The sequence below is a fragment of the Chryseobacterium luquanense genome (assembly GCF_026460945.1).
GTDB lineage: Bacteria > Bacteroidota > Bacteroidia > Flavobacteriales > Weeksellaceae > Chryseobacterium > Chryseobacterium luquanense.
This window is the reverse complement of record NZ_JAOVZV010000003.1, coordinates 367,244-391,815: the sequence shown is the minus strand read 5'-3', so window position 1 is coordinate 391,815 and position 24,572 is coordinate 367,244. Positions and strand designations below refer to the sequence as shown.

26 protein-coding genes and 1 tRNA gene are annotated in these 24,572 nt (G+C 33.5%); 10 read left to right on the top strand and 17 right to left on the bottom strand.

Features of this window, described 5'->3' with window-relative positions; translation table 11 throughout:
- Positions 1 to 42: 42 nt before the first annotated feature.
- From OEA66_RS06100 to OEA66_RS06055, 10 genes are all read right to left on the bottom strand, one after another.
- Entirely contained in the window at positions 43 to 1,041 is a 999-nt protein-coding gene (locus OEA66_RS06100; RefSeq protein WP_079466401.1) for an NADH-quinone oxidoreductase subunit G, read from the bottom strand.
- A gap of 47 nt (positions 1,042 to 1,088) precedes the next feature.
- Positions 1,089 to 1,919, bottom strand: coding sequence for a hypothetical protein (locus tag OEA66_RS06095; RefSeq protein ID WP_267280546.1), 831 nt, complete (start codon positions 1,917 to 1,919; stop codon positions 1,089 to 1,091).
- Between the two features lie 14 nt (positions 1,920 to 1,933).
- Positions 1,934 to 3,289 carry an NADH-quinone oxidoreductase subunit NuoF gene (gene nuoF / locus OEA66_RS06090; RefSeq protein ID WP_267280545.1) on the bottom strand — a complete coding sequence of 452 codons (1,356 nt, stop codon included), beginning with the start codon at positions 3,287 to 3,289 and terminating at the stop codon, positions 1,934 to 1,936.
- Between the two features lie 102 nt (positions 3,290 to 3,391).
- On the bottom strand, positions 3,392 to 3,901 hold the full coding sequence (locus OEA66_RS06085) for an NADH-quinone oxidoreductase subunit NuoE family protein (protein ID WP_267280544.1): 510 nt from the start codon (positions 3,899 to 3,901) through the stop codon (positions 3,392 to 3,394).
- Between the two features lie 139 nt (positions 3,902 to 4,040).
- Positions 4,041 to 5,264, bottom strand: coding sequence for an NADH-quinone oxidoreductase subunit D (locus OEA66_RS06080; protein WP_267280543.1), 1,224 nt, complete (start codon positions 5,262 to 5,264; stop codon positions 4,041 to 4,043).
- 59 nt (positions 5,265 to 5,323) lie between these two features.
- Positions 5,324 to 5,818, bottom strand: coding sequence for an NADH-quinone oxidoreductase subunit C (locus tag OEA66_RS06075; protein ID WP_267280542.1), 495 nt, complete (start codon positions 5,816 to 5,818; stop codon positions 5,324 to 5,326).
- Positions 5,819 to 5,823: 5 nt separating this feature from the next.
- Positions 5,824 to 6,384: an NADH-quinone oxidoreductase subunit B gene (locus OEA66_RS06070; protein ID WP_267265625.1), complete on the bottom strand. Its 561-nt coding sequence runs from the start codon at positions 6,382 to 6,384 to the stop codon at positions 5,824 to 5,826.
- Between the two features lie 102 nt (positions 6,385 to 6,486).
- A complete protein-coding gene (locus OEA66_RS06065; RefSeq protein ID WP_047482647.1) occupies positions 6,487 to 6,858 on the bottom strand; it encodes an NADH-quinone oxidoreductase subunit A in 372 nt (123 codons plus the stop codon).
- Positions 6,859 to 6,978: 120 nt separating this feature from the next.
- Positions 6,979 to 7,155, bottom strand: coding sequence for a hypothetical protein (locus OEA66_RS06060; protein ID WP_267280541.1), 177 nt, complete (start codon positions 7,153 to 7,155; stop codon positions 6,979 to 6,981).
- A 1-nt stretch (position 7,156) separates the two neighbouring features.
- Positions 7,157 to 8,281, bottom strand: a complete 1,125-nt coding sequence (locus OEA66_RS06055) for a GTP cyclohydrolase (protein ID WP_267280540.1) — start codon at positions 8,279 to 8,281, stop codon at positions 7,157 to 7,159.
- Positions 8,282 to 8,385: 104 nt separating this feature from the next.
- On the opposite strand from OEA66_RS06055, the gene OEA66_RS06050 reads away from it, so the two are divergent.
- Positions 8,386 to 9,093 (top strand): zinc metallopeptidase, encoded by a 708-nt coding sequence (locus OEA66_RS06050; protein ID WP_267280539.1) that lies wholly within the window; start codon positions 8,386 to 8,388, stop codon positions 9,091 to 9,093.
- A 1-nt stretch (position 9,094) separates the two neighbouring features.
- Here the strand turns inward: OEA66_RS06050 and OEA66_RS06045 are convergent, their stop codons facing one another.
- The 7 genes from OEA66_RS06045 to rbfA form a co-directional block, all read right to left on the bottom strand.
- Positions 9,095 to 9,700 carry a YigZ family protein gene (locus OEA66_RS06045; RefSeq protein ID WP_267280538.1) on the bottom strand — a complete coding sequence of 202 codons (606 nt, stop codon included), beginning with the start codon at positions 9,698 to 9,700 and terminating at the stop codon, positions 9,095 to 9,097.
- 12 nt (positions 9,701 to 9,712) lie between these two features.
- Positions 9,713 to 10,738 (bottom strand): bifunctional diaminohydroxyphosphoribosylaminopyrimidine deaminase/5-amino-6-(5-phosphoribosylamino)uracil reductase RibD, encoded by a 1,026-nt coding sequence (gene ribD, locus OEA66_RS06040; protein WP_267280537.1) that lies wholly within the window; start codon positions 10,736 to 10,738, stop codon positions 9,713 to 9,715.
- Positions 10,739 to 10,799: 61 nt separating this feature from the next.
- Entirely contained in the window at positions 10,800 to 12,599 is a 1,800-nt protein-coding gene (locus tag OEA66_RS06035) for a DUF349 domain-containing protein (protein ID WP_267280536.1), read from the bottom strand.
- A 76-nt stretch (positions 12,600 to 12,675) separates the two neighbouring features.
- A complete protein-coding gene (locus tag OEA66_RS06030; protein ID WP_267280535.1) occupies positions 12,676 to 13,413 on the bottom strand; it encodes a shikimate dehydrogenase family protein in 738 nt (245 codons plus the stop codon).
- A 63-nt stretch (positions 13,414 to 13,476) separates the two neighbouring features.
- Entirely contained in the window at positions 13,477 to 15,270 is a 1,794-nt protein-coding gene (locus tag OEA66_RS06025) for an endonuclease (RefSeq protein ID WP_267280534.1), read from the bottom strand.
- A gap of 49 nt (positions 15,271 to 15,319) precedes the next feature.
- Complete coding sequence (locus tag OEA66_RS06020; protein ID WP_267280533.1) at positions 15,320 to 16,525, bottom strand: ABC transporter permease; 1,206 nt, start codon at positions 16,523 to 16,525, stop codon at positions 15,320 to 15,322.
- 6 nt (positions 16,526 to 16,531) lie between these two features.
- The gene (gene rbfA, locus OEA66_RS06015) at positions 16,532 to 16,891 is read right to left on the bottom strand and encodes a 30S ribosome-binding factor RbfA (protein ID WP_267280532.1); all 360 of its coding nucleotides are present in this window, start codon (positions 16,889 to 16,891) and stop codon (positions 16,532 to 16,534) included.
- Positions 16,892 to 16,974: 83 nt separating this feature from the next.
- Between rbfA and mce the strand changes: the two genes are divergently transcribed.
- The 9 genes from mce to OEA66_RS05970 all read left to right on the top strand — a co-directional run bounded on the left by mce (position 16,975) and on the right by OEA66_RS05970 (position 24,570).
- Positions 16,975 to 17,373 carry a methylmalonyl-CoA epimerase gene (gene mce, locus OEA66_RS06010; RefSeq protein ID WP_267280531.1) on the top strand — a complete coding sequence of 133 codons (399 nt, stop codon included), beginning with the start codon at positions 16,975 to 16,977 and terminating at the stop codon, positions 17,371 to 17,373.
- A 63-nt stretch (positions 17,374 to 17,436) separates the two neighbouring features.
- A tRNA-Ile gene (locus OEA66_RS06005) sits at positions 17,437 to 17,510 on the top strand.
- Between the two features lie 160 nt (positions 17,511 to 17,670).
- Positions 17,671 to 18,861, top strand: a complete 1,191-nt coding sequence (locus OEA66_RS06000) for a PQQ-binding-like beta-propeller repeat protein (protein WP_267280530.1) — start codon at positions 17,671 to 17,673, stop codon at positions 18,859 to 18,861.
- 1 nt (position 18,862) lies between these two features.
- On the top strand, positions 18,863 to 19,180 hold the full coding sequence (locus OEA66_RS05995) for an aminoacyl-tRNA hydrolase (protein ID WP_267280529.1): 318 nt from the start codon (positions 18,863 to 18,865) through the stop codon (positions 19,178 to 19,180).
- Positions 19,180 to 19,578, top strand: coding sequence for a hypothetical protein (locus OEA66_RS05990; RefSeq protein ID WP_267280528.1), 399 nt, complete (start codon positions 19,180 to 19,182; stop codon positions 19,576 to 19,578). Before OEA66_RS05995 ends, OEA66_RS05990 begins: the two co-directional genes overlap by 1 nt.
- A 13-nt stretch (positions 19,579 to 19,591) precedes the next feature.
- Positions 19,592 to 19,909, top strand: a complete 318-nt coding sequence (locus OEA66_RS05985; RefSeq protein WP_267280527.1) for a hypothetical protein — start codon at positions 19,592 to 19,594, stop codon at positions 19,907 to 19,909.
- Positions 19,910 to 19,938: 29 nt separating this feature from the next.
- Positions 19,939 to 20,475 carry a leucine-rich repeat domain-containing protein gene (locus OEA66_RS05980; protein ID WP_267280526.1) on the top strand — a complete coding sequence of 179 codons (537 nt, stop codon included), beginning with the start codon at positions 19,939 to 19,941 and terminating at the stop codon, positions 20,473 to 20,475.
- A gap of 83 nt (positions 20,476 to 20,558) precedes the next feature.
- On the top strand, positions 20,559 to 21,323 hold the full coding sequence (gene map / locus OEA66_RS05975; protein ID WP_267280525.1) for a type I methionyl aminopeptidase: 765 nt from the start codon (positions 20,559 to 20,561) through the stop codon (positions 21,321 to 21,323).
- Positions 21,324 to 21,468: 145 nt separating this feature from the next.
- Positions 21,469 to 24,570 carry a DUF2135 domain-containing protein gene (locus tag OEA66_RS05970; protein ID WP_267280524.1) on the top strand — a complete coding sequence of 1,034 codons (3,102 nt, stop codon included), beginning with the start codon at positions 21,469 to 21,471 and terminating at the stop codon, positions 24,568 to 24,570.
- The last annotated feature ends 2 nt before the right edge of the window (positions 24,571 to 24,572 follow it).

The following is a 24,572-nucleotide window of genomic DNA, read 5'->3' as shown; positions in this document are numbered from 1 at the left end:
CAAAGTCTGTTATCTAATGTCTGAAATCTGAAATCTTATTAATTATTTTTCGTCTTTTTCGCTGATTTCTTTAGCCATCGGATTGTCTAAAACTCTCAATTCGTCTTTAGGCTTCTCGTAATGGTTCAATGAAATAACTGAATGTCTGTCGATATGTCTTGGTCCTTCGATATTCCAATCGCTAAGGTTTTTTCTTTCGAAACGACAAGTGTCACAGATAAATTCTTCAACCTCTCCCCACTGATCTTTTCTTGCGGTAACTCTTACAATCTCGTCACCTTTCATATAAACTGTAGCTTTTCCTGAACATTTATCACATTTGCAAGTAGCATTCATTGGCTTTGTAAACCAAACTCTGCTTGTAAAACGAGCTGTTCTGTCTGTTAATGCTCCAACCGGGCAAACGTCGATTACGTTTCCGATGAAGTCATTATCTAAAGCTTTATTTAAATAAGTAGAAATTTCAGCGTGATCTCCTCTGAAAAGAATTCCGTGCTCACGTTCACCTGTCAATTGATTTGCCGCCAAAACGCATCTTGCACACAAGATACAGCGGTTCATATTCAATTTGATATGTGGACCTAAGTCGTCTGCTTCGTATGTATTTCTTTCAAATTCAGTTCTGGTTTCAAGATTTCCGTGCTCGTAACCTAAATCCTGAAGATGACATTCTCCAGCCTGATCACAAACCGGGCAATCTAACGGGTGATTGACCAACAAGAATTCAGTAACGGCTTTTCTACCTTCCTGAGCTTTTTCAGAAGAAAGGTTTTTCACTTCCATTCCGTCCATCACATTGGTTCTGCAACTTGCTACCAACTTTGGCATAGGACGCGGATCTGCTTCTGAACCTTTAGAAACTTCTACCAAACATGTTCTACATCTTCCACCGCTGGTTTCCAATTTGCTGTAGTAACACATTGCTGGAGGAACAGATTTTCCACCGATTTGTCTTGCAGCTTCCAAAATAGAAGTTCCAGGCAAAACTTCAGCAGTTTGTCCGTCTATCGTTATTTTGAATTTTTTAACCTCTTCGCTCATATTCTATGCTTTTCGCTTATGCTGTTAAAAAGCTTTTAAGCTCTATATTAATTATATTTTTTTGTATTAAATGTGTAGCCGATTCCGAAATTGAACTGTGCAAACACAAAATCCTGCGAAGCTTTGTCTGGTTTGTTGTTGAGTGTCGTTTTGATGTCGGGCATATTAATATACCCTAACTTTCCTTCTGCCTGAAAAACAATATGTCTTAAGGCAACCACACTTACTGCAGCTCTTGCATCCAGACCAAAACCTGCAAGATGGAATCTGTCGCTTCTTTCATTTCCCATCAGCTGAACATTAGATTTCGGCAATAATGCGCCTAAACCTGCTCCGTAACTTACAAAAACATCAATATTTTTTTTGTCTAAAACATTGTGATATTTCTGAGCTCCGATATTGATATAATTAAGACCGTCAGTGTGCTCGAACGTTAAAAAATCGTTTCCACTTAAGTCCACTTTACCATTATTTACCATGGCTGCATATTTAGGATCATCAATATATCCTTTAAAATCTACAGTCTGATTTTGATCCATCACATATTTCATATGATCCATTCCGATGGTAATTCCGAAATTATCTTTCGGGAAATAGGTAATTCTATAATTTACCTGTGGAATTGTGATGTTTCCCGGATTAAAATAAGTACCCCAATCAAACTTTGTCTGTCTGTCATTGGCAACAACTTTATCCAACTGAAAATCATAACCATCTCCTTTAAAATGAATATCTGATTTTGAATATTTTGCATTATTCCAACCCCAGAATATCATTACAGATCCTTTTTTGAAGGGATTAACTTCTTTTTTTTCCGTAGTAGCCTGTCCAAAAACAAAATTCGACAACAAAAGGCCTACAGCAATAAACTTCTTCAAAATTTCAATCTCTATTAATTACTTGCTGCAGCCGGAATAGGATCTGCATAATGAGCCAAACCATAGTTTTGTGTTAAACACAATTCAGGGTTTTTAATATGCCATTCAAACTCATCTCTGAAATGACGGATTGCTGCTGCAACAGGCCAAGCTGCTGCATCACCAAGTGGACAAATGGTGTTTCCTTCAATTTTTCTCTGAATATCCCAAAGTAAATCGATGTCTTCCATTTTTCCTTTTCCTTTCTCAATTTTTTTCAAAATTTTGTACATCCATCCCGTTCCTTCACGGCAAGGAGTACACTGTCCGCAACTTTCGTGGTTATAAAATCTCGCTAAAGTCATGGTATGTTCTACAATACACTGGTCTTCATCCAAAACAATAAATCCTCCTGAACCCATCATTGTTCCGGTAGCAAAACCACCATCAGCAAGAGATTCATAATTCATATATCTTGGTTCACCGTTTACTGTTTTCAATAATAAGTTTGCCGGAACAATCGGAACTGAACTTCCTCCAGGAATACAAGCTTTTAGCTTTTTACCATTTGGAATTCCACCACAATATTCATCAGAATAAATGAATTCTTCAACCGTAATGGTCATATCGATTTCATAAACTCCAGGTTTATTGATATTTCCGCAAGCAGAAATTAATTTTGTACCTGTAGATCTACCAACACCGATTTTAGCATATTCTGCACCAGTAATATCGATAATCGGAACAATTGCTGCGATAGATTCAACGTTATTTACAACCGTTGGTCTTTCCCAAAGTCCTTTTACGGCCGGGAAAGGTGGTTTCAATCTTGGGTTTCCTCTTTTTCCTTCAAGAGATTCTAGCAAAGCCGTTTCTTCACCACAGATGTAAGCTCCACCACCTCTTTGAACATAAATTTCGCAATCGAAACCAGTTCCTAAGATGTTTTTACCTAAAAATCCTGCAGCTTTAGCTTCTTCAATTGCCTCTTCTAAAATATCCGGAATCCAAGAATATTCTCCACGGATGTAGATATAAGAAACATTTGAACCTAAAACGAAAGATGAAATCAACATTCCCTCAATCAAAAGATGAGGAATGAATTCCATCAGATATCTGTCTTTGAAAGTTCCCGGTTCAGACTCATCTGCATTCACTACCAAGTGTCTTGGCACACCTTCCGGTTTAGCCAGAAAGCTCCACTTCATTCCTGTCGGGAAACCTGCACCACCACGACCACGAAGACCTGAAACTTTTACTTCTTCAAGAATTTCTTCGGGTGTCATTTTAAAGGCTTTTTCTGCTGCTCCGTAACCTCCTTGTTTGCGGTAAGTTTCGAAGTAACGTATTCCTTCTACATGTGCGTCTTTAAGTAAAAGTTTTTTACTCATTTTTATTTGCTTATTGCAATTAGCTTTTGGCTTTTTGCATTAATTAGTATTAAACGTTAAGTGAATAATTTAAAATCTAAAATTTAGAATTTAAAATTTCTATTAGCCCAAATCAACCTGTCCTTCTCTGCAAAGATCAAGGATTTCGTCAACTTTTTCTATCGTTAAATTTTCGTGAAAGAACTTTCCTAACTGCATCATTGGCGCATATCCGCAAGCTCCAAGACATTCAGCCGGCTTTAGCGTAAACATACCGTCTTCGGTAGTCTGTCCGTCTTTTATATTTAATTTTGTTCTGATATGATCCAGAATTTTTTCACTTCCACGAACCATACAAGGCCCTGTTCTGCAAACTTCCAAAACATATTTACCCACCGGTTTCATATTAAACATAGTATAAAAAGTAGCTACTTCATATACTTCAATTGGTTTAATACTTAATAATTCAGCAACATAATCCATCACAGGAACGTCTAACCAACCTCCGAATTCTTTCTGTGCAATATGTAACACAGGAAGAAGAGCAGATTTTTGTCTTCCCTCAGGGTATCTTGCCATAATCTTATGGACCTGCTGTAAACTTTCCGGTTTAAAAGCTATTGTTTCGCTCATATTTAAAGATTTTAGATTTTAGATTTTAGATTTTAGATGAAAATCTTAGTTCTAAAAATCTTATCAATTTTGATATTTAATTTATATTTAAAGAGTTTAGATTAATTTAAAATTTATAATCCAAAATCTATAATTTCGTTTATGCGTCTAATTCTCCCGCAATTACATTCATACTACACATCGTAACGATGGCATCTGAAATTACAGAACCTGTAATCATTTCAGGATAAGCCTGATAATAAATGAAACAAGGTCTTCTGAAGTGAAGTCTGTAAGGACTTCTTCCGCCATCACTTATCAAATAGAAACCTAATTCTCCGTTTCCACCTTCAACAGCGTGATAAACTTCCCCTTTAGGAACATCCGTTTCACCCATTACAATTTTGAAATGGTAAATCAAAGCTTCCATTTTTTTGTAAACATCAGCCTTTTCAGGAAGATAAAAGTCTGGAACATCTGCGTGGAAGGGACCTTCCGGCAAATTGTCATAGGCTTGGTTGATAATTTTAAGAGATTCCCAAATTTCCTGCTGACGAACCATAAAACGGTCGTAAGTATCACCAGAAGTTCCTACAGGAATGATGAAATCGAAATCTTCGTAAGAAGAATATGGTTCAGCAACTCTTACATCATAATCTACACCACATGCACGTAAGTTAGGACCTGTGAAACCATAGCTTAAAGCTCTTTCTGCTGAAATTGCTCCTGCACCAATAGTTCTGTCCATAAATATTCTGTTTCTCTCCAATAGATTACAGAATTCCTGGAATCTTGGTGGGAATGTTTTAAGGAAATCTTTCAACAATTCATGGAATTTTGGAGTGAAATCTCTTTCAAAACCTCCGATTCTTCCCATATTGGTCGTCATCCTAGCTCCACAAATCTGCTCGTACATATCGTAAATACGCTCTCTTTCAATGAACATATAGGTAAGACCTGTAATTGCACCTGCATCCATTCCGGTCACCCCATTACAGATCAAGTGATCACCGATTCTTGCCAATTCCATTAAGATAACACGCATATAATCTACACGTTTCGGAACTTTTACACCGATTAATTTTTCTACCGTCATGTGCCATCCTATATTGTTGATAGGAGCTGAGCAATAGTTCATACGGTCGGTAAGAGTGGTGATTTGAGCGTAATTTCTTCTTTCAGAAATTTTTTCAAAAGCTCTGTGGATATAACCAACCGTTTGCTCAGCATGAAGAATTCTCTCACCGTCCATTGTAAGAACGTTTTGGAAGATTCCGTGTGTTGCAGGGTGAGTAGGTCCTAGATTTAGGGTGTATAATTGCCCGTCAATCTGTTCGTTACTGTCGTGTTGGTTAAGTATATTAGATAATGAGTTGTCTTTCATAATTTAAATGCTTTAGGCTATAGGCTTTAAGCTAATTGCTTACTGCTTATTGCATTATTTTATCTTCCGAACATCGCGTCGTCTTTGTCTGTTCTTGTTCCATCTTCCAGACGGTATTCTTTCAACATTGGATGATAACCAAGATCTTCCATATTCAGAATCGGCCTTAAATCAGGATGTCCTTTAAACTTAATTCCGTAAAAATCAAAAGTTTCTCTTTCCATCCAGTTGGCTCCCGCATATAATTCCGTCAAAGAATCTACCTCGATATTTTCTCTTGACATGAAGATTTTCAAACGCAATCTGAAGTTGGTCATCATGTTCTGTAAGTGATAAACAACGCCAATTTCTTTCTCTGGAAATTCTGGGTAATGGATTCCACAAACATCTGTAAGGAAATTAATTTCCAATGATGAATCTTTTAGATAATGAATTACTTTTTTGATGTCATCTTTTTTAATCTCAATAGTCAGCATCCCATAAGGTTCTGAGCTTGAAATTACAGATTCCGGAAACTCTCTTGTTATCGCTTCTAGTACAAATTCGTTCGTCATTATCCTTAGTTGTCGATGTTGTAAGAATCTAATAAATGCTGATATTCTGGCATATCTCTTCTTCTGATGCTTTCGCTTTCTGCTAAAGCCTGAACCTGCATTACACCTTCAATAATCTGCTCAGGTCTGGGAGGACATCCTGGAACGTAAACGTCCACCGGAATAATTTTATCGATTCCCTGTAAAACAGAATATGTATCGAAAATACCTCCACTTGAAGCACAAGCTCCAACAGCGACAACCCATTTTGGTTCTGCCATTTGGGTATAAACTTCTTTTAAAACGGGACCTAATTTTTTAGAAATAGTTCCACAAACCATCAACATATCCGCCTGTCTTGGTGAGAAAGAGTTTCTTTCCATACCAAATCTTGATGCATCGTACGTCGGGTTTAGGGTAGCCATGAACTCGATACCACAACAAGAAGTAGCGAACGGAAGTGGCCAAAGTGAAAACTTTCTTGCCATCCCGATAACACTGCTCAATTTCGTTGCGAAAAATCCTTCTCCTTCAAATCCTTCCGGAGCCGGTGCATCTGTTCTTATAATTGGTTTTTGATCTGACATTTTGTTGATTTTAAGATTTTAATTTAGATTCTAAATCATTGATTATGTTAATCTTGATTTGATAGAGTTAATCTAAATTTCTTATTTAAAATTATGATTGATTTATTTATCCCAGTCTAATGCGCCACGTTTCCAAACATAGAAAAATGCAAGGAAGAAAATCGCAACGAATGTAAGTACAGCGAAGAAGCCTTCAAGACCAAATTCTCTGAAGTTTACAGCGTACGGATAAAAAAATACGATTTCGATATCGAAGAGTACAAAAAGTACCGCAGTTAAGAAATATTTAATTGAGAATGGCGTTCTCGCGTTCCCTTCAACAGGTACACCACATTCCCAACTTTGGTTTTTTACAGAATTTCCTTTTTTCTGCTTTGGGCCTAAAAAATGAGCTCCAAGCAAAGAAATGGCAACAAAACCTACTGCAACACCAGCTTGGATAAGAATCGGAATATAACTTTCAGGTAAATTCATTTTTACATTATTATCTCAAGTTGCAAATTTAGACAATAAAGAATAAAGGGTGAAATTAATCAACTTAAAAGTCTCTTTAAAATAGGGAAAAGCGGTAATTTAGAATTATTAAAAATAGCGTTATTTCTTGAGTTTTTTCAGTACCGTAAACGCCATAAATGAAATATAACCAAAAAGTACACTTGCATAAACAATGTTTACAAGCGTATTCATTCTGTCATCTTCTAAAGCGAAAAAGAAATTATAAACAGCAAAACCTGCAATCAGAATAGCGAAAATAATAAGGTGTATTTTCATATTAGAATTTTAAAGAATAGGTTCTTCTTCTTTTATGATTGGTAGGATTATAATCTTGCCATAAAACCTGTACGCTTTTGTTTTCTTCCAATTCCGGGTTGGTTTCTGCGAAATCGATTCCCATATTATTGAATCGCACGAAAATTTCTTTAAAAATAATAGCAGTCACACCGCGTCTTTGATATTCAGGATGAATTCCGATAAGGTAGAAATTTGCACGGTCATTTTTCTTTTGAGCTTGCATAAAATGCCACCACCCAAAAGGGAAAAGCTTTCCTTTAGATTTTTGTAAAGCCTTAGAATAAGAAGGCATTGTAACTGCAAAAGAAACCAACTCATCATGTTCATCAACCACACATATTACGTAGTTTTTGGCAATCATCGGGAAGAATTTTTCTTTGTAGGTCTTAATTTGTTCTTCGGAAATAGGAGTGTATGTTGAAAGATGTTTGTAAGTTTCATCAAGCAATTTAAACATAGGTTTTACATAAGGTAAAATCTCTTCTTTGTTTTGGAAATTTAAAACTCGTAAATTATATTTTTCAGCAATAAGCGAACTGAATTTTTCAACTTTCGGAGGTAGTATTTTAGGGAAATTCATCTCAAATTCTACCCATTCTTTTTCTTTTACAAGTCCTAAATCTTCTATATGCTGATGATAATATTCGTAATTATAAATCCCAATCATAGTTGCAATTTTTTCGAAACCAAAAGTCAGCATTCCTGCTTTGTCAAGATTGGTAAAACCCATAGGTCCTTCAATTTTGTCAATCTGATTTGATTTAGCATAATCAATCACAGTGTCAATTAAAGCTTTTGAAACTTCTCTGTCATCTATAAAATCAATCCAGCCGAAACGCACTTTTTTGATGTCAAGTTCTTTTTCTTCCTTGTGATTAATTATAACAGCAATTCTGCCCACTATTTTACCCTCTTTTTTAGCTAAAAACTGTTTCGCCTCCGAATAACTTAAGGCAGGATTTTCTTTCGGATTCCAGACATTCAATTCATCTTTAATAAAAGAAGGAACATAATAAGGATTGTTTTTGTACAAATCCATCGGGAACTTTACAAATTGCTTTAAATCTTCGGGAGTTTTTACTTCAAAAATGGAAACTTTAGACATAGTTTTCGGGTAAATAGAACCACAAATATAATTAATTTAAGCGTAAACTTTGGCACAATTTTTACAGCATATTATAGAATTATTATATCTAAATTATAAATAAAATGACAGGTTATTATCTTATTATAGGGATTTCGATGCTGATAAGCTGGCTCGTTTCCTCAAGATTAAAATCTAAATTCGAGTATTATTCCAATTTACATCTCAGCAACGGAATGTCCGGTAAAGAAGTTGCCGAAAAAATGCTGAGAGACAACAATATTCACGATGTACAGGTTATTTCAGTTCCCGGACAATTAACAGATCATTATAATCCGGCGGATAAAACAGTAAATCTTTCTGAAGGTGTGTATATGCAGAGAAATGCAGCAGCTGCAGCAGTTGCTGCACACGAATGTGGTCACGCTGTTCAGCATGCAGTAGGATATTCAATGTTACAACTGAGATCAAAATTAGTTCCGGTTGTCAATATAAGTTCAAATTTAATGCAGTTTGTAATTATTGCAGGAATCGGGGTGATGTATGCGACAAGATCTATTGAAAATCCAAACGGAAATACATTGGTTTTACTAATTGGCGTAATTATGTTTGCGTTAACTACGCTTTTTGCTTTTATCACTTTGCCGGTAGAATATGACGCAAGTAATCGTGCAATGAAATGGCTGAAAGATACAGGAACTGTGACTGCTGAAGAATTTGTTGGAGTACAGGATAGTTTGAGATGGGCTGCAAGAACTTATCTCGTTGCTGCAATCGGATCTTTGGCTCAACTCTTATATTGGGCTTCTTTATTAATGGGAAATCGAAGATAATTTAGTCTTGAAAATTGAAAGAAATATTTTGCATCTCAGATAGTTTTTCTGAGATGTTTTCTTTGTGTGCTGTTTTTAATGAAGCGATTAGGATGCAATTTTCGTTCGCATCAAAATTCAAAACTTTTGCATCAAACTTCGATAATAAGGTAAAAATAACATTTTGCTGATTAAACTGGAATTGAATTTCAATTTCAGTTTCCAATTCTTTGGTGATGATATTGGCTTCTTCTAAAGTCAGTTTTGCAGATTCTTTATACGCTTTTACCAAACCTGAAACGCCCAATTTTGTTCCACCATAATAACGAACGCTTATTATCAAAACATTTGTGATTTCATTGGCTAAGAGTTGATTGTAAATTGGCAAACCTGCACTTCCTGAAGGTTCTCCATCGTCATTTGCACGATAATTTTCACCATTTAAACCCATTCTGAAGGCATAACAATGATGCGTCGCTTTCGGATGCTCGGTTCTGATTTTATCTAAAACATTTTTAAGTTCAGCTTCATTATTTACAGGAAAAGCAAAACCTATAAACTTGCTTCCTTTTTCCTTAAGCAAAATGTTTTCGATTGGCTTTTCTATGGTTTTATATTCGTGCAACATTTTTTAGGCTTCTTAATTTGAATTTTTGTGAAATTCAATCAGATTATCTCTGAAATCTTGAGTTTCAAGAGGCGCATGTTCAAATCTTGGAGCTTTTGTTCCGTTTTCTAAAGTCAGATTTTTATTTTTAATCACAATTGTTTCATCCCACAGATTAGCGTCAATAAACTGTTGTAAAACTAAACTTCCTCCTTCCACAATAATTGACTGAATCTGGAATTCGTATAGTTTTTTCAACATATTTTCAATGAAATTTTCTCTTGAAGTTTTAATAAATTTAATATTTCCTTCTTCACCTTCTTTTACGGAATTAAAAACCAGAGTTTCAGCTTCGTTATTGTAGATATTAAAATCAGTTGGAACTTTTAAATCAATGTCAATTAAAATACGGATTGGGTTTCTGCCTACAATTTCCCTCGTTGTAAGATTTGGATTATCCCGTAAAGCGGTCATTGTTCCGATTAAAATTGAATGTTCGTTATTTCTCAGTTGATGAACGAATTGTTTCGTTACCGAATTGCTGATTTGAGTAGGTTTAAAATCTTTATCCATAAAAAGGTCGCCCGATTCTGCCCATTTCAGAATAATATAAGGTCTTTTCTTTTCGTGATACGTGAAAAATCTTTTATTTAAATCAATACATTCTTTTTCCAAAACTCCTGAAATAACTTCAATTCCTGCATCCTGAATGATTTTTTTTCCTTTTCCATTTACCTTATCATGAGAATCCATTGCGCCAATAACTACCTTTTTAAACCCTAACTCTACAATTTTTAAAGCACACGGTGGAGTTTTCCCAAAATGTGCACAAGGTTCCAAAGAAACATATATGGTAGATTCAGGAATCAAACTTTTATCCTCAACGGAATTGATGGCATTAATTTCTGCGTGATTTTCTCCGGCTTTGTGATGATAGCCTTCACCGATTATTTTTCCGTTGTGAACAATCACACTTCCCACCAAAGGATTTGGATAGGTATTTCCGATGGATTTCTGAGCGAGCTCAATGCATCTTCTGATGTAAAATTCGTCTTGCATAAGATAAAAAAAGCGAATACAAATTTCTTTGTTTCGCTCTATATTTTACTTTAATTTTTATTTATTCTCCAGCGATAATACTGTGAAGATTCTGTTTTAAAGTCTCAAGATGAGCTTTTTTATCGTCAATCGTATTGTAAGTATCTCGCAGAAGCGGGTTTTCTCTTGTTGGGTTTTTGAAGAATGCCAAATTGTTTTCCAGTTTTACAATTTCACCTTCAAGATCAGAAATCTGGCTCTTGATTTTTCTTGCTTTATCGGTTAATTGATTTTCAGATAAACCTTCTTCTTTCAGCTCAAGCTCATTGATTTTATTAAGCTTTAATTTTTCTCTTAATGTGCGGTTAAACTCAGAGTTGATTGCCATTTTATCTCTAGGAACTTTTCCAATGTTATTCCAAGAACTTTTAATCGCTTCAATTTTTTCAATGCTTCCTTCGTCGTTTGAAATCTCTTTCAGTTCCTCAAGAATCTCTTTTTTAAGTTTATAATTTTCCTTCCAGTTATCGGTAGAAGCGCTGCTTTTTTCTCTGTAATTGTTAAAGAAAGTATTACAAGCTTCACGGAAATCATCCCAAATCTTATTGGTCATACTTTTTGGAACGTGACCGATTTTTTTCCAGTCTTCCTGAAGTTTTTTAAATAATGCAACGGCAATATCCCAATCTTCAGAATGCATATTGTCTTTTGCAGTCTGAATCAATTTCATTTTTTCATCCAAATTCTGCTGTTGAGAACCTTTCAGAGATTTATAATAATTGTTTTTTGTTGTGTTGAAATTTCTTAGAATAGTTTTAAAGTCATTCCAGTTGTTGTTGGATAGTTTTCTAGGAACACTTCCTGTTTTCAAAAACTCTGTACGCAATTCTTCAACTCTTTTGATTGAATTTTGCCAATATGTATGATTGGGATTGTCTTTTGGCTCAGCAAGTTTCTTGATTTCTTCGATGATCTCGTTTTTCTTCTCAAGATTTGCGTTTTGTTCTGTTTCAATTGCTGCAGAAAGCTCGGTTTTTCTTTCGTGAATTTTATTTGAAATTTCTTTAAATTCTTCCCATGTTTTTTCACGGAATTCTTCAGAAACCGGTTCAGCTTCTTCTTTCCAAAGTTTGTGAAGATATTGAAGTTCATTTAATGCTTTCTGTACAACCGGCTCATTTTCCAGCTCTTTTGCTCTTGCAATAATGTGCTGTCTTTTTTCTAAGTTGTGGCTATATTCCTGCTCAAGAAATTCTTTATTTAAATCCAACATCTGATAAAACTGATTCAAATGATGGAAATAATTATTGTTTAAAATTTTAAATTCAGATTTTGCAACCTGACCTGCATGAGACCATTCTTCCTTGATTTCTCTGATCGATTTGAAAAGATTTACTCCAGGCTCAGAATTGGTGTAAAGATTTTTAAGTCTGTCAATAATATTCTGACGTTGATCCAGATTTTTTTTCTGCTCTTCTTCCTGATTTTTTTGGAAATTATCATGCTTTTCTCTGAAAATATGAATCAATCCTGAAAGTTTAGATTGAGAAGGATGTTCATAGCTGAAATTTTCTAAAGCATTTCCTGTATCAGTAAATTCGTGCTTTTTATCTTCAATTTCATCATGAATTGAATGATTTGCTTTTTCCTTTAATGCATTAAATTCTCGGAATCTCTCACCCGCATTATTAGAATTAATGATTTTTTCCATTTCTTTCAAAACATCTGTAAGCGAAAGGTCGGCAATTGAGTCGTGATGAGAAGCGTCAGAATCTTCTTCCTGATGATTTTCTTCTTTGTTTTCGATAGTTTCAACTGTTTCCTGATGTTCTGTAGAAGGTTTGTTTTCTTCGTTTTCAGAAAGATTATTTTCTGTTGTCATAGCAAATCATTTATGATATATTGGCGTTAATTTCTTAAAACGTGCTAATGTAAGCCAATTAAGTTACTAATTTATGTTATTTTTTTTTAAACGACCAAATTTCCCAAGCTTTTTCTGCCTGTTGTTCGAGCATATAATATCCATTGACGGTTTTTGCACCGTTTTGTGATGAATTTAAAATAAATTTACTGTAATCCGGATTATAAATCAAATCAATGACCAAATGTTGGTCGGAAAGTGCATCAAAAGGGAAGTTCAGACAATCTTCAGTATTTGGAAAAGTTCCAACGGGAGTACATTGAATGATTAATTTATTTTCTGAAACTGTTTTTTTATCTAAATTATCAAAATTCAGATCAGATTTTCTTGAAATCGTTTTATAGGGAATTTGATTTTTATCTAACACATATTGCACCGCTTTTGCAGCTCCACCATTTCCTAATACCAAAGCGGATTCATGATATGATTTTTTGTGAGCAATCAACGTTTTTTCAAAACCGAAAGCATCTGTATTGTAACCGGTTTTTTTTCCGTCTTCAATTAAAACACAATTTACGGCTCCTATTTTTTGCGCTTCATCGCTCAATTCATCAAGGTAATCAATAATCTTTTCTTTAAAAGGAATTGTTACATTAAAGCCTAAAAGATTGGGTTTTGAAAAAATATTTTCAACTTCATTGATTTCCTGAAGATCGAAAATTTCGTATGAAAAATCATTAAGCTTTTTTTTCTTGAATTTATCTTCAAAATATTTTTTCGAAAAAGAGTAGGAGATATTTTTACCGATCAATCCTAATTTGTTGCTGGAATCCATATATCAAAAATAAAAAAAAGACCGATAAAAACCGGTCTTAATTTTTGAAAAATATTTGTTGTCTTAATCAACAATAAATTTTGTTGAGTTATTGTCTGTTTTTAATATGTAAACACCTTTAGATAATCCGTGAAGATCAATTTTATTTGAATTTTTGAAAGGATTTGTGATGTTTTTAATCAATTTTCCAGAAAAATCATAGATTTCAGCCTTCACAACTTTGTTTAGGTTTTCACCTTTTACAAATAATTCATGGTTTTTCACCGGATTTGGATAAATGCTGAATGTTTTATCTTTTGAATTTTCAACTGTTGATAAAGAAGCTGCACAAGTCCAAGTAAGATCATCAATTGCAACTCTAGGCCCATTCGTAGCTGTAATTGGATTAATTATTTTGATAACAATATCTCCGCTCACATTAATATTGCTTAGAGTTGTTGTTGTTATTGCATTAGTTGTTGCAGTATAAGGAATTGTTCCTACCTGAACTCCATTTATTTCTACATTTAAAACACCTGATCCGCTTCCATATTTTAGAGATGTCTTAACAGTTAAGTCCTGAATTCCTCCTGAAAGAGTAGAGCTTGTTAGATTTCCGATTCTTAAAGTAATCGCTTTTCCGTTAACTGTATCATCGGTTCTTGCATCAGTTGCAATCCACGTAATACCATTGTTCGTCCATGTTCTTGTAGAATAGCTTGAAGAAGATGCCGGAATATTTGAGAAATCTTCAGTTCCGCAAGTTCCGGTTCCGCCACCTGTTCCTGCAAGTGTAGTTTCGGTAGCTATATTGCTTTGAGCAGATAAGTTTCCTGCTGCATCTTTCGCAACAACATAAAAATTATACAATGTAGAAGAAGCTAAAGCCTGTACCGTTGTAGAAGTTCCTGTAACGGTAGCTTTTAAAACATTGTTAGCATAAACATCATATCCTGTAACTCCCACGTTATCTGTAGAAGCTGTCCAACTTAAAGCAACAGTGCTTGAAGTAGGGTTACTTGCAACTAAATTTGTTGGAACTGTCGGAGCTTGTGTGTCTGTTGTTGGAGTTCCCCAAACTAAATTTACATAATTTGGATTATCTATGTAAGGATTTCTGTTTCCCTGATAAGCGTATGAAGCATTGTTTCTTCCAATTTCTGCTGGAGAAACAGGGTCTGCATTGTGCCAAGCTATAAGTTGATTAAGTTCCCAAGACTGAAGTCCCGGATAAGCCGAACCACCCAACATATCTCCGGAACTAAATCCAGAAAGTTGTGTTTCATATCTTGTAACAAAATAGAAAATCATTCTTGCAACATCACCTTTGAATTCGTCAATTGGTTCGAAAACAATTCCGGAATATCCAGACGAAACAGAGTTTCCTAATTTTGAACCATTTAATGATGTGAAAGAAGCTGTTCCCACTTTACCAAAGGGATAGTTTGATCTCATTCCGTTTACTTTTCCGTCTGTAGCTCTAATGAAGTGGATGTCATTCTTCATCGGTGAAGCTTCGTTGAAAAGACTTTGCGGAACAATGTGTTCTCTATTGTAACAATCTCCTTCATTGCTGTAATTTCCACATCTGTTTGTGTTGTAAATAAAGTTGTAAGGATCTACCGTGGTAGGTTTTTCAGAGTAAATGTCTAAAATGGTACCGTCATTTTCATAGTAATAATCTCTATCGGTAGTTTGGTAGCCTGTCCAAAGGCCATCATAACCATGGTCTTGGTGTCCATTTGTAATAATAGTCTTCAGTTGGGTTTTCAAAGTTGCACCTGTACCAGTTGCATTATTATAATAACCTGCGGGAGCTTGAGCTAAAGCGCTGATCGTAATCAGAGTTAGCAAAAATGAATGTAAAATTCGTCTCATTTTTTCTAAATTGGGAGGCAAATTTACAAATAATTAGATATATAAAATATTAATTTTTAGTAATATAGTCTTTACTGATTTTTGAGAAGAACCAAGAAATGGTTAATCCAAAGACTGAAGCGATGGCAGCAACAATTAAATAATTTTTACCAACTATTTTTACAGGAAACGGTAAATCTTCCACTGCTTTAAATAACTCGGTATAAAGTTGGAAATAGCATAATGCCGTTCCTAAAAGAAGTCCAGAAATGATGCCTAATAAAACAATCAAGAGTCCTGTGTAAAAATAGGTCATCCTTAAATGTGCTAAAGGAAAGCCTAAAGAAATCAAAGATTTTGCCTGTTGCTTTTTATCAAGTTGTAAAATAATAATTGCACCTGCCAAATTGAAAGTTGTAATAAAAATTACCAAAGCGAAAATCAGATAAATAAACAGTTTTTCTGTATTAATCATTTTCCAGAAAGCTGCATTTTCTTCTTCTTTGGTTTTAATTTCGATATCATTTCCTAAAGTTTTCAGTAAGTTTTGTTTTACTGATTCTGTATTGTCAGGATTTTTAAGCTTAATAACAATTTCATAAGCTGAATTTTTCGGAAGATTTAATAATTCTTCAGCCAGTTCTATCGGAGCGATAATGTAGCTATTGAGTTGTTCATTTCCGGGGAAAATACCTGAAACAACAATTTCTTTTTTGTTATAAATATCTTCTTCTTTGTTAATGATACCTGTTCCTGGTTTAGGCATGAAAATCGTCGAAAAATCTTTATCTGAATCTACGGGAATTCCCAATCTGTTTTGAAGCGTGTGCTCCATAATCACTTCGTTGGTGTACTCAAATGTAGGGTAAGTTCCGTAAAAGATAGTTTTATCAACAGGATTTACTTTTGTATAAGCAGAATCTACGCCTCTTAAATAGGCAATATCACCTTTTCCGTTGTAATTGATGTAAGTTTTTTCTTCAATTAGCCGTGAAAAATTTGAAATTTCTTTATTGTTTTTTAAAATTTCATTGATTTTTCCAAAATTTTTGATGGTCTTTCCGGAAGTACTTTTTATCGTTAAATCTGCATGAAGATTTGAAATCAGAGATTTGTTAAAATCTTCAAGCCCGGAAAAAACAGAGATGATGACGAACATTGCAGCAACAGCAACACTCATCGCAACGGCAGCAAGCCAAGTGATGAAAGTTACCGCCGTACTTCCTTTTTTAGATAAAAGATAGCGTGAAGCTATATAAAATGCAATGTTCTTCAATATTTTTTACAATACAGGATTGTCGCCTTCGCCTCTTAGTTCTTTTTCAATTTTTTCAACATCATCTAAGGTTGTATCCAAATAAAAACTTAATTGTGGAATAATACGAACCTGTTTTGCCATTTTCTGACCGATGAAATTTCTGTATTGAGCCTTATTAACCTCGATTTCTTTCATAATTGAAGAACGGAATTCTTGAGGGAAAATGCTTAAATAAATTTTTGCAATTCCTAAATCCGGTGTTACTTTTACATCCGATACCGAAACCAAAAAGTTTTGTTTGCTTTCTGATGACTGTTTACGGAAAAGTTCTGCGAAATCTTCCTGTATAATCTGTGCTACTTTTCTTTGTCTGTTACTTTCCATAATTTATGCAAATTTACTACTTTTGTTTGAATTGCTAATTTGAAAATTTGATTGAAAGGTCAAATAAATTATATTTTACATTTATGAAACTAGAACATATCGGTATTGCAGTAAAATCCTTAGGGTTTTCTGACGAACTTTTTACAAAACTATTAGGAAAAGAATCCTACAAAAAAGAAACTGTAGAAAGGGAAGGAGTAGTTACTTCATTCTACGAAACCGGAGAAAGTAAAATTGAACTTTTGGAGGCGAGTAATCCCGAAAGCCCCATCTCAAAATTTATCGATAAAAAGGGAGAAGGTATTCATCATTTAGCTTTTGGTGTAGAAAATATCGTTGAGGAAGTGCAAAGATTGAAAAAAGAAGGATTTATTTTTATCTCAGAAGAGCCTAAAGAAGGTGCTGATAATAAATTAGTTGTCTTTCTACACCCAAAATCTACCAATGGAGTTTTGGTAGAACTTTGTCAAGAAAAGAGATAAAAAATTTTGTAGAGACGGAAATTTTACTATTTTTGCAATCACAAAATTTAACCAAATTTTTGAGGTCCTATAGCTCAGTTGGTTAGAGTCCCTGACTCATAATCAGGTTGTCCTTGGTTCGAGCCCAAGTGGGACCACTTTTTAAATCAAGCACTTACAGAAATGTAGGTGCTTTTTGTTTGTTTTAGATTCAAATAAAATTCTTTAAAATACCCCTTTTGTGCTATTTTTATCAAATCATTTATTAATTACTTTAGTCAGCTATTTATAAGCTATTTTGTAACAAAAACTAAAGCCATGAAACTTCTTGTCTATTTAAGATATTTTCTTGTGTTTTTTTCTGTGTCTTTATTTTCACAGACTCAGATGTATAAGTCTGAATTAATTCTGGATGATATTAAAAATCAATCGACTTTAGGGTCAATTGCAATAGTTGATGGCAAAATCCTATTTAATTCTAATAACTATTTATTGAGTTGTCTGGAAAAAGGAAGTCATAAGATTCTTTGGGAAAGAAAAATAGGATGGCGTTCCAATCAGGCTCCTTTTACATTTAATGATTCTTTTTTCTACGGAAATTATGACGGCGAAAGTAGGAAAGTACATCAGTACGACATTAATTCTGGAAAAACACTTCAAATATTACAATTACAGTCAATTAACACAAAGCCTTACTTCAAAAATTCAATATTATATGCTACAGCAATTGCAGACGGTGGAAAATTATTGGCTTATGATATCGAAAATAACAACATTTTGTGGCAACAAAACATCAACTACGGAGCAGATGTACAGCCGGTTTATCTAAAGGACAAAATTATAGCCAATGCAGAAGATGATTTGTGGTTTGAAATTGATTATAATGGAAATTTTATTATCAATCCGTCTGAAATTATAACAACTATAGATGATAAAAAAGCTACGGTAAAAAATTTTCATTTTCTAAGTCACGACGAAATGCCCATTACAAAAGAATGGCTGAAGAAAAATAAACTCGCGAATTCAGAATTTAAAATTGAAAAAAATCAGAATTATACATTTCTGCTGAATGAAAGATATTTAACGGTTTTAGGGAGGAAAGGTAATAAAAAACTACAATTGGATCTTGAAAATTTGGTCTCTCCAGATGAATACGAAAACGAATCTTTATTGGCTATTCTAAGTTCTGAAAATGGAAAAATATGGTTCGTTTATCAAAATCATTTGATTCATTATGATGTGAAAAAAGAAAAAATATTGCGAAATGTTTATTTAAATAATTGGCAACCTCATCAGGTTATTTTAGACGGCAGAAATATTTGGCTGATCTCAAAAAATGACGGACAATTATATCACTTAGATTTTGAACCAGATGAAGATCTCAATAGAAAAATTCAGTGTGAAAACGCTATCAGAGAACATTTTAAATGCGATCTGCCAAATCCTAAGAAAATAAAAGCAGCAAAAGCTGCTGAAGAAAAATTAAAAAATACTCAAGCTCACCAATAATATGAAAATGTACATCGTCGTTAAAGACAACGTTCCTGATAAATTAGTTCCCGTCATTACGGCACATGCTTCATTGGCTTGTTATAAAAAATATGAGACGAATGAAAATATGATAAAATGGATCAACGGAATATTTAAAAAGGTAGTTTGCGTAGTTAATGAAACTGAATTTGGAAGTTTTAAAAATGATGAAAATAATATTGTTTTAACTGAATCTTCACTTGATAACAAAGAAGTCTGTATTGCGTTTTGTCCGAGAGAAGAATATCCGAAGAAATTTAAGTTTTTAAAAATGTGGTCACCACAAAATATGCAATAATGGAAGAAAAGATATACAGTTGGTTTATTAAAAAAGGAAATATTCTGATTCATAGAAATGAAAATTGTATCACGTTTCAACTTAACAATGAAAATGAAGACTTTTGCTGGTTGACAAAATCTGATACCGATGAGGTGATTGATATTCTTACCATGATTGCGAAACAGATTTGGGAAAATCCTGATTATTTACGAAAACCTTACACTGATCGATTGTATAAAATTATTGACGACAATTGTCATGTTTGGGAAATCGGAGATTCACAACTTTTAATTAAATATGATGAAACCGAAGCCGTAATAAAAATAAAATCCATTGGAAATGCTAATTTGAATATCGAAGTAAACCAAACTGTGGAGATTATTCAGGTTTTGGAGCAACTAAATAATCAAATTTAAATACAGGTTTTTGATGGATTTAATTGATTCGGAACAAAAAGAAACTCTTAAAAAAGAAAAAATGACAGAAAATTTCTACGAAGCATTTGAAAAATATATTCTTAATCAAAAAGTGATTGGTTGGGGCTTTCAACATGAAAAAAAGGTGCTTTTGCCTAATGGATATTCAGCTTATCCGAGTGGATATTTTACAGAATACGAAAACGGGTACAAAATGATTGCAAGCGGAGCAACTTTACATCAAACTCATATTCAGGAAGCGATGATTCTTGATCCTGACGGAATTCCCATTGCCAGAGATACCGAAGATATAATACCTTGTGATTACTAAAAATTTTAAATTATTTTCATTAAAAACACATGATAAAACCACCAAAATTTACAAAAGAAGAAAAGAAATTCTGGCAACGTCATTATCGGATTGAAAAAGCAGACAGAATTCCTGTAGAATGGTATAGATTTCACTCTGCCGATTCAGATTGTGATGATGAGTTTTTTTATTATTTCAGTTTACGGGTGTTTTTGCTTGAAGATATTTACCTGAAAGATTCGCAGATTACAGATGAAGGTGTGAAATATATGGTCAATTTTAAATATTTACAATCACTTTTCTTAAGAAAAAACAGATATCTTACCAATCAGAGCATTCAATATTTTAATCAAATGGAGAATTTGCAGAAACTCAATATTACCTGTACTGAGATAACTCTAACAGATCTTTGTGAATATTTAGATAATCAGAGTCTGAGAGAGATTTTCATAGATTCAGATGAGAATGAAGATGAGGTTTCGGCAAAAGCAGCAATTTTAAAAATTAAAGTTCCGGACTGTAAAATCTATCTCAACTGCTCACATTCTACAGATTTTTTTGACAAACCAGAAAAACCAATCTTTTAAATATCCTTTCTAATGCTATCAATGTTTCATTAACCAAAATAAAAATTATTATTTCCTAACTTTGTATTTTCAAAATAAAAAGTATGTCAATTACAAACGAATCTGAACTTATTGGAATGCAGAAAGTAAGCGAAGCAGTCGCTTATACCTTGAAAGAGATGATGAATTATGCCAAAGTCGGAATGACAACAAAAGATCTTGATGAATATGGAGCAAAAATTCTTTCAGATTTCGGGGCAAAATCGGCACCCTATCTTACATATGGATTTCCGGGTTGGACGTGCATAAGCGTTGACAACGAATTCTGCCATGGAATTCCTACCTCAGAAAGAGTTTTAAAAGAAGGAGATTTAATTAATATTGATGTTTCTGCGGAGCTCAACGGTTATTGGGCAGATAACGGCGGTTCTTTCATTGTTGGAAAAGATATCAATCAACATCAGAAATTAATTGATGCTTCCAAAGCAATTTTAGAAAAAGCGATCAACAATATAAAAGGCGGAGTAAAAATCGCAGACATAGGTTTTTTAATGGAGACTGAAGCAAAGAAAAAAGGCTTTAAAGTCATCAAAAACTTAGGAGGTCACGGTGTTGGAAGAAGTCTTCACGAGGAACCGGATGAATTGATGAATTATAGAAACCGTTTTGACACAAGAAGGTTCAAAAAAAATTCTGTTGTAGCAATTGAAACATTTATTTCTACAGATTCTACGATTGCTGTTGAATTGAAAGATGGTTGGACGATGGTGGGAAACAAAGGCGGCTATATGGCTCAACATGAACATACCATTTTAATCACCGACGGAAAACCTATTATTTTAACGCAGATGAATGAGATTTTAAATTAATTAGAATTTCATTTTTGATAAATATGAAACCTTTCAGATCGTTGGAAGGTTTTTTTTGTGGAATTTTTTAAAATATTTTCCAACGGTTCTTTTAATTTATGCATCTTTATGAATGAAAGGTTTTTCCCACTTTCAAAATACATGTATGAAAAGTTTATATCTCAAATTATTGCTGTTTTTTCCTGTTATATTCTATGCACAGATTCCTGTTGTGGAAACTTCAGATGAAAAAGGAAACTATGCTCAAAATAAAGACGTTATTCTTAAGAAATTGGTCATCGAAACAAAAATTACAGGTAAAATTTCAACGAATATTGTTACGATGATTTTTAAAAATAATTCTGATCGTGTAAGAGAAGCAAAACTTACATTTCCTCTTCCGGAAGGAGTAAATGCAAGCGGTTATGCTTTAGACATCAACGGAAAACTGAGAAATGCAGTCTCTGTGGAAAAAGAAAAAGCCAAAGAAGTATATGAGACGATTAAAAAACAAAATGTAGATCCCGGAATTTTAGAAAAAGTAGAAGGTAATAATTTTCGTACAACAATTTATCCACTAAATGCAAATGGGGGCGAAAGAACGGTTCAGATTACCTATAATTATGAGCTTAAAAAATCAGGAAACAGTTATGAATATTTCTTACCATTAAATTACACCTCAGGAATTCCCGAATTCTCTATTAAAACATCAGTCTTTCAAAATACTGAAGCACCTAAACTCGAAGAAAAACCGGATGGTAATTTTAATTTCGTTAAAAACGGAAATGTTTGGATTGCAGAGACCAATAAGACAAATTATAAACCGGGAAATAATTTGAAAATTAATTTTCCGCAGAATAATCTCAAAAGTGTTTTAATGCAGAAAACTTCGGATAATTCATCTTATTTTCTGGCAGACATAATGATTAGCAAAAACGAACGAGCCAAAAAACTTCCTGAAAATTTAGCAATAGTTTGGGATAATTCTTTAAGCGGAAAAAAGCGTGATCATGTGAAAGAATTTGCTTTGTTGAAAGAATATTTTAACACCAATAAAAATCTAAAAATTAAAATTTATTACCTCAGCAATACTTTTGATGAAGGCAAAATTTTTAAAATAAATAATGGAAATTGGGAAGAATTAAAAACATATTTGTCTAAAACGATTTATGATGGCGGAACAGATTTCGGGCAACTGAAAAAAATTAAAGAAGATGAGATTTTTTTCTTTACCGATGGATTGTCTTCTTTCGGAGAATTAGAATTGGTCTGGAATAAGCCAACCTACACGATTTCGTCTTCCAATAATGCAAATTTTGGTCAGTTGAAATTTATAAGTAATAAAACAGGAGGCGAATTTTTAAATTTAAATGAAAATAATCCACAAAAAGAAGCCAGAAAACTTCTTTTTCAGCCATTGAAGTTTTTAGGAATTGAAAAGAATACTTCACTTTTAGAAGTATATCCTTCTTTTACCCAAACGGTTTCCGAAGATTTTGTTTTGTCGGGAATTTTAAAAGGAAATCAAACATCCGTTACAGTCAATTTCGGTTACGGAGATGAGACTACAGAGACAAAAACGATTAATTTAAACTCAAGTGAACAAACTGTCAAAGATTGGGAAATTTCCAAATTCTGGGCTCAGAAAAAATTGACAGAACTCGAAATTTTCGAGACAAAAAATAAAGATGAAATTAAAAATCTTAGCAAACAGTTTGGTTTGGTAAGCAATAATATGAGCTTGATGGTTTTGGAAAATGTAGAAGATTATGTAAAGTATGACATCACTCCGCCTCAGGAATTAAAAAGTCAATATGATGAAATTGTAAAAAACAAAAGAACCGAAAAAGAGGATTGGACAAATGATTTGATGAGCGATGCTGAAGATATGACTGAAAAGCTTAAAGAATGGTGGAAAAAAGATTATCATGCAAAACCTAAAAAAACGTATCCGAAACCAAACTCTACAGAACCAATATTGGCTGAAAGAGCTGTAGTAAACAACCAAGAAGTTGTAACAATTCAAAATTTATCTTCACCAGTTGCAAGTCCTGCTGCGAAAGTTGTCGAATCTCCTCCAAGTTTAGCGAAATCAGACTCAGTAACTTCTCGCCGATCAAACGAGATCGAGGAAGTTGTAATGATGGGTTACAGTAAAGTTATTCGTAGAGAATCTACTACTTCTTCATCTGTTTCAGTGACTTCTGAGCCAATAAGCATAAGAGGTGCGGCTTCTGTTAATTCAAATACACAATTACTTTCACTACAGGGAAGAGCTGAAGGTATTTTTATTACTCCTAAATATGAAAATGGAAACATTTCTAATATAATCAATTCCGGAAGAATTGAAATCAACAATATAGAATCGAATGCAGAATACATGAAGCTTTTTAAAAATGCAGAAAATTCGGAAAAAATCTATCAGATTTATCTTAAAAACAGGAAAGACTATGAAAATCTTCCGCAGTATTATTTTGATATTTCAGAATTGTTGTTGAAGAATAACGATAAGAAAAGTGGCTTAAAAGTTTTGAGTTCAATTGCAGACTTAGATATAGAAAATGAGGAATTGTATAAATTATTAGCTTACAAATTAAAAAAGACAGAAACTTATGATAAAGAATTATTTATCACCAAAAAAGTTTTGGATTGGCGACCTTTCGATCCTCAAAGTTACCGTGATTATGCATTGGCTTTAGAAGATAACAAGCTTTATCAACAGGCTTTGGATAATCTTTACAAAGTTCTTACTCAATCTTATACTAAGGAATTGTCTGATCGTGATGATGGAATTGAAGAAGTTGTTATCATGGAAATCAACCAACTGATCAGTAAATACAGAGATCAATTGGATTTAAAAAATATTAATCCTAAAATTATTGCAGATCTTCCCGTAAATATCCGCGTTGTGATCAATTGGAATAAAGATGATACAGATATTGATCTTTGGGTAACAGATCCCAATAAAGAAGTTTGCATGTATTCTCATTCATCAACAGAAATCGGCGGAAGATTGAGTAATGATTTTACACAAGGTTTTGGCCCTGAACAATTTTTATTGAAAAAAGCGATTAAAGGAAAATATAAAATTCAGACCAATTTTTTTGGTGAAAATCAAGTGGGAATCGCGGGACCAACTGCGATTATGGCAGAAATTTACATCAATTATGCAACAGGGAAACAGGAAAGAAAAATTGTGGTTTTCCAAAACCAGAAAGAAGACGATGGTAATGACAAAGATATTCTTATTGGTGAATTTGAATTTTAAAA

Coding starts and splice junctions, on each gene's coding strand:
- OEA66_RS06100 (WP_079466401.1), bottom strand. CDS start 1,041: ATGAGCGAAGAGGTTAAAAAATTCAAAATAACGATAGACGGACAAACT.
- nuoF (WP_267280545.1), bottom strand. CDS start 3,289: ATGAGTAAAAAACTTTTACTTAAAGACGCACATGTAGAAGGAATACGT.
- OEA66_RS06085 (WP_267280544.1), bottom strand. CDS start 3,901: ATGAGCGAAACAATAGCTTTTAAACCGGAAAGTTTACAGCAGGTCCAT.
- OEA66_RS06080 (WP_267280543.1), bottom strand. CDS start 5,264: ATGAAAGACAACTCATTATCTAATATACTTAACCAACACGACAGTAAC.
- OEA66_RS06075 (WP_267280542.1), bottom strand. CDS start 5,818: ATGACGAACGAATTTGTACTAGAAGCGATAACAAGAGAGTTTCCGGAA.
- OEA66_RS06070 (WP_267265625.1), bottom strand. CDS start 6,384: ATGTCAGATCAAAAACCAATTATAAGAACAGATGCACCGGCTCCGGAA.
- OEA66_RS06065 (WP_047482647.1), bottom strand. CDS start 6,858: ATGAATTTACCTGAAAGTTATATTCCGATTCTTATCCAAGCTGGTGTT.
- OEA66_RS06060 (WP_267280541.1), bottom strand. CDS start 7,155: ATGAAAATACACCTTATTATTTTCGCTATTCTGATTGCAGGTTTTGCT.
- OEA66_RS06055 (WP_267280540.1), bottom strand. CDS start 8,281: ATGTCTAAAGTTTCCATTTTTGAAGTAAAAACTCCCGAAGATTTAAAG.
- OEA66_RS06050 (WP_267280539.1), top strand. CDS start 8,386: ATGACAGGTTATTATCTTATTATAGGGATTTCGATGCTGATAAGCTGG.
- OEA66_RS06045 (WP_267280538.1), bottom strand. CDS start 9,700: ATGTTGCACGAATATAAAACCATAGAAAAGCCAATCGAAAACATTTTG.
- ribD (WP_267280537.1), bottom strand. CDS start 10,738: ATGCAAGACGAATTTTACATCAGAAGATGCATTGAGCTCGCTCAGAAA.
- OEA66_RS06035 (WP_267280536.1), bottom strand. CDS start 12,599: ATGACAACAGAAAATAATCTTTCTGAAAACGAAGAAAACAAACCTTCT.
- OEA66_RS06030 (WP_267280535.1), bottom strand. CDS start 13,413: ATGGATTCCAGCAACAAATTAGGATTGATCGGTAAAAATATCTCCTAC.
- OEA66_RS06025 (WP_267280534.1), bottom strand. CDS start 15,270: ATGAGACGAATTTTACATTCATTTTTGCTAACTCTGATTACGATCAGC.
- rbfA (WP_267280532.1), bottom strand. CDS start 16,891: ATGGAAAGTAACAGACAAAGAAAAGTAGCACAGATTATACAGGAAGAT.
- mce (WP_267280531.1), top strand. CDS start 16,975: ATGAAACTAGAACATATCGGTATTGCAGTAAAATCCTTAGGGTTTTCT.
- OEA66_RS06000 (WP_267280530.1), top strand. CDS start 17,671: ATGAAACTTCTTGTCTATTTAAGATATTTTCTTGTGTTTTTTTCTGTG.
- OEA66_RS05995 (WP_267280529.1), top strand. CDS start 18,863: ATGAAAATGTACATCGTCGTTAAAGACAACGTTCCTGATAAATTAGTT.
- OEA66_RS05990 (WP_267280528.1), top strand. CDS start 19,180: ATGGAAGAAAAGATATACAGTTGGTTTATTAAAAAAGGAAATATTCTG.
- OEA66_RS05985 (WP_267280527.1), top strand. CDS start 19,592: ATGGATTTAATTGATTCGGAACAAAAAGAAACTCTTAAAAAAGAAAAA.
- OEA66_RS05980 (WP_267280526.1), top strand. CDS start 19,939: ATGATAAAACCACCAAAATTTACAAAAGAAGAAAAGAAATTCTGGCAA.
- map (WP_267280525.1), top strand. CDS start 20,559: ATGTCAATTACAAACGAATCTGAACTTATTGGAATGCAGAAAGTAAGC.
- OEA66_RS05970 (WP_267280524.1), top strand. CDS start 21,469: ATGAAAAGTTTATATCTCAAATTATTGCTGTTTTTTCCTGTTATATTC.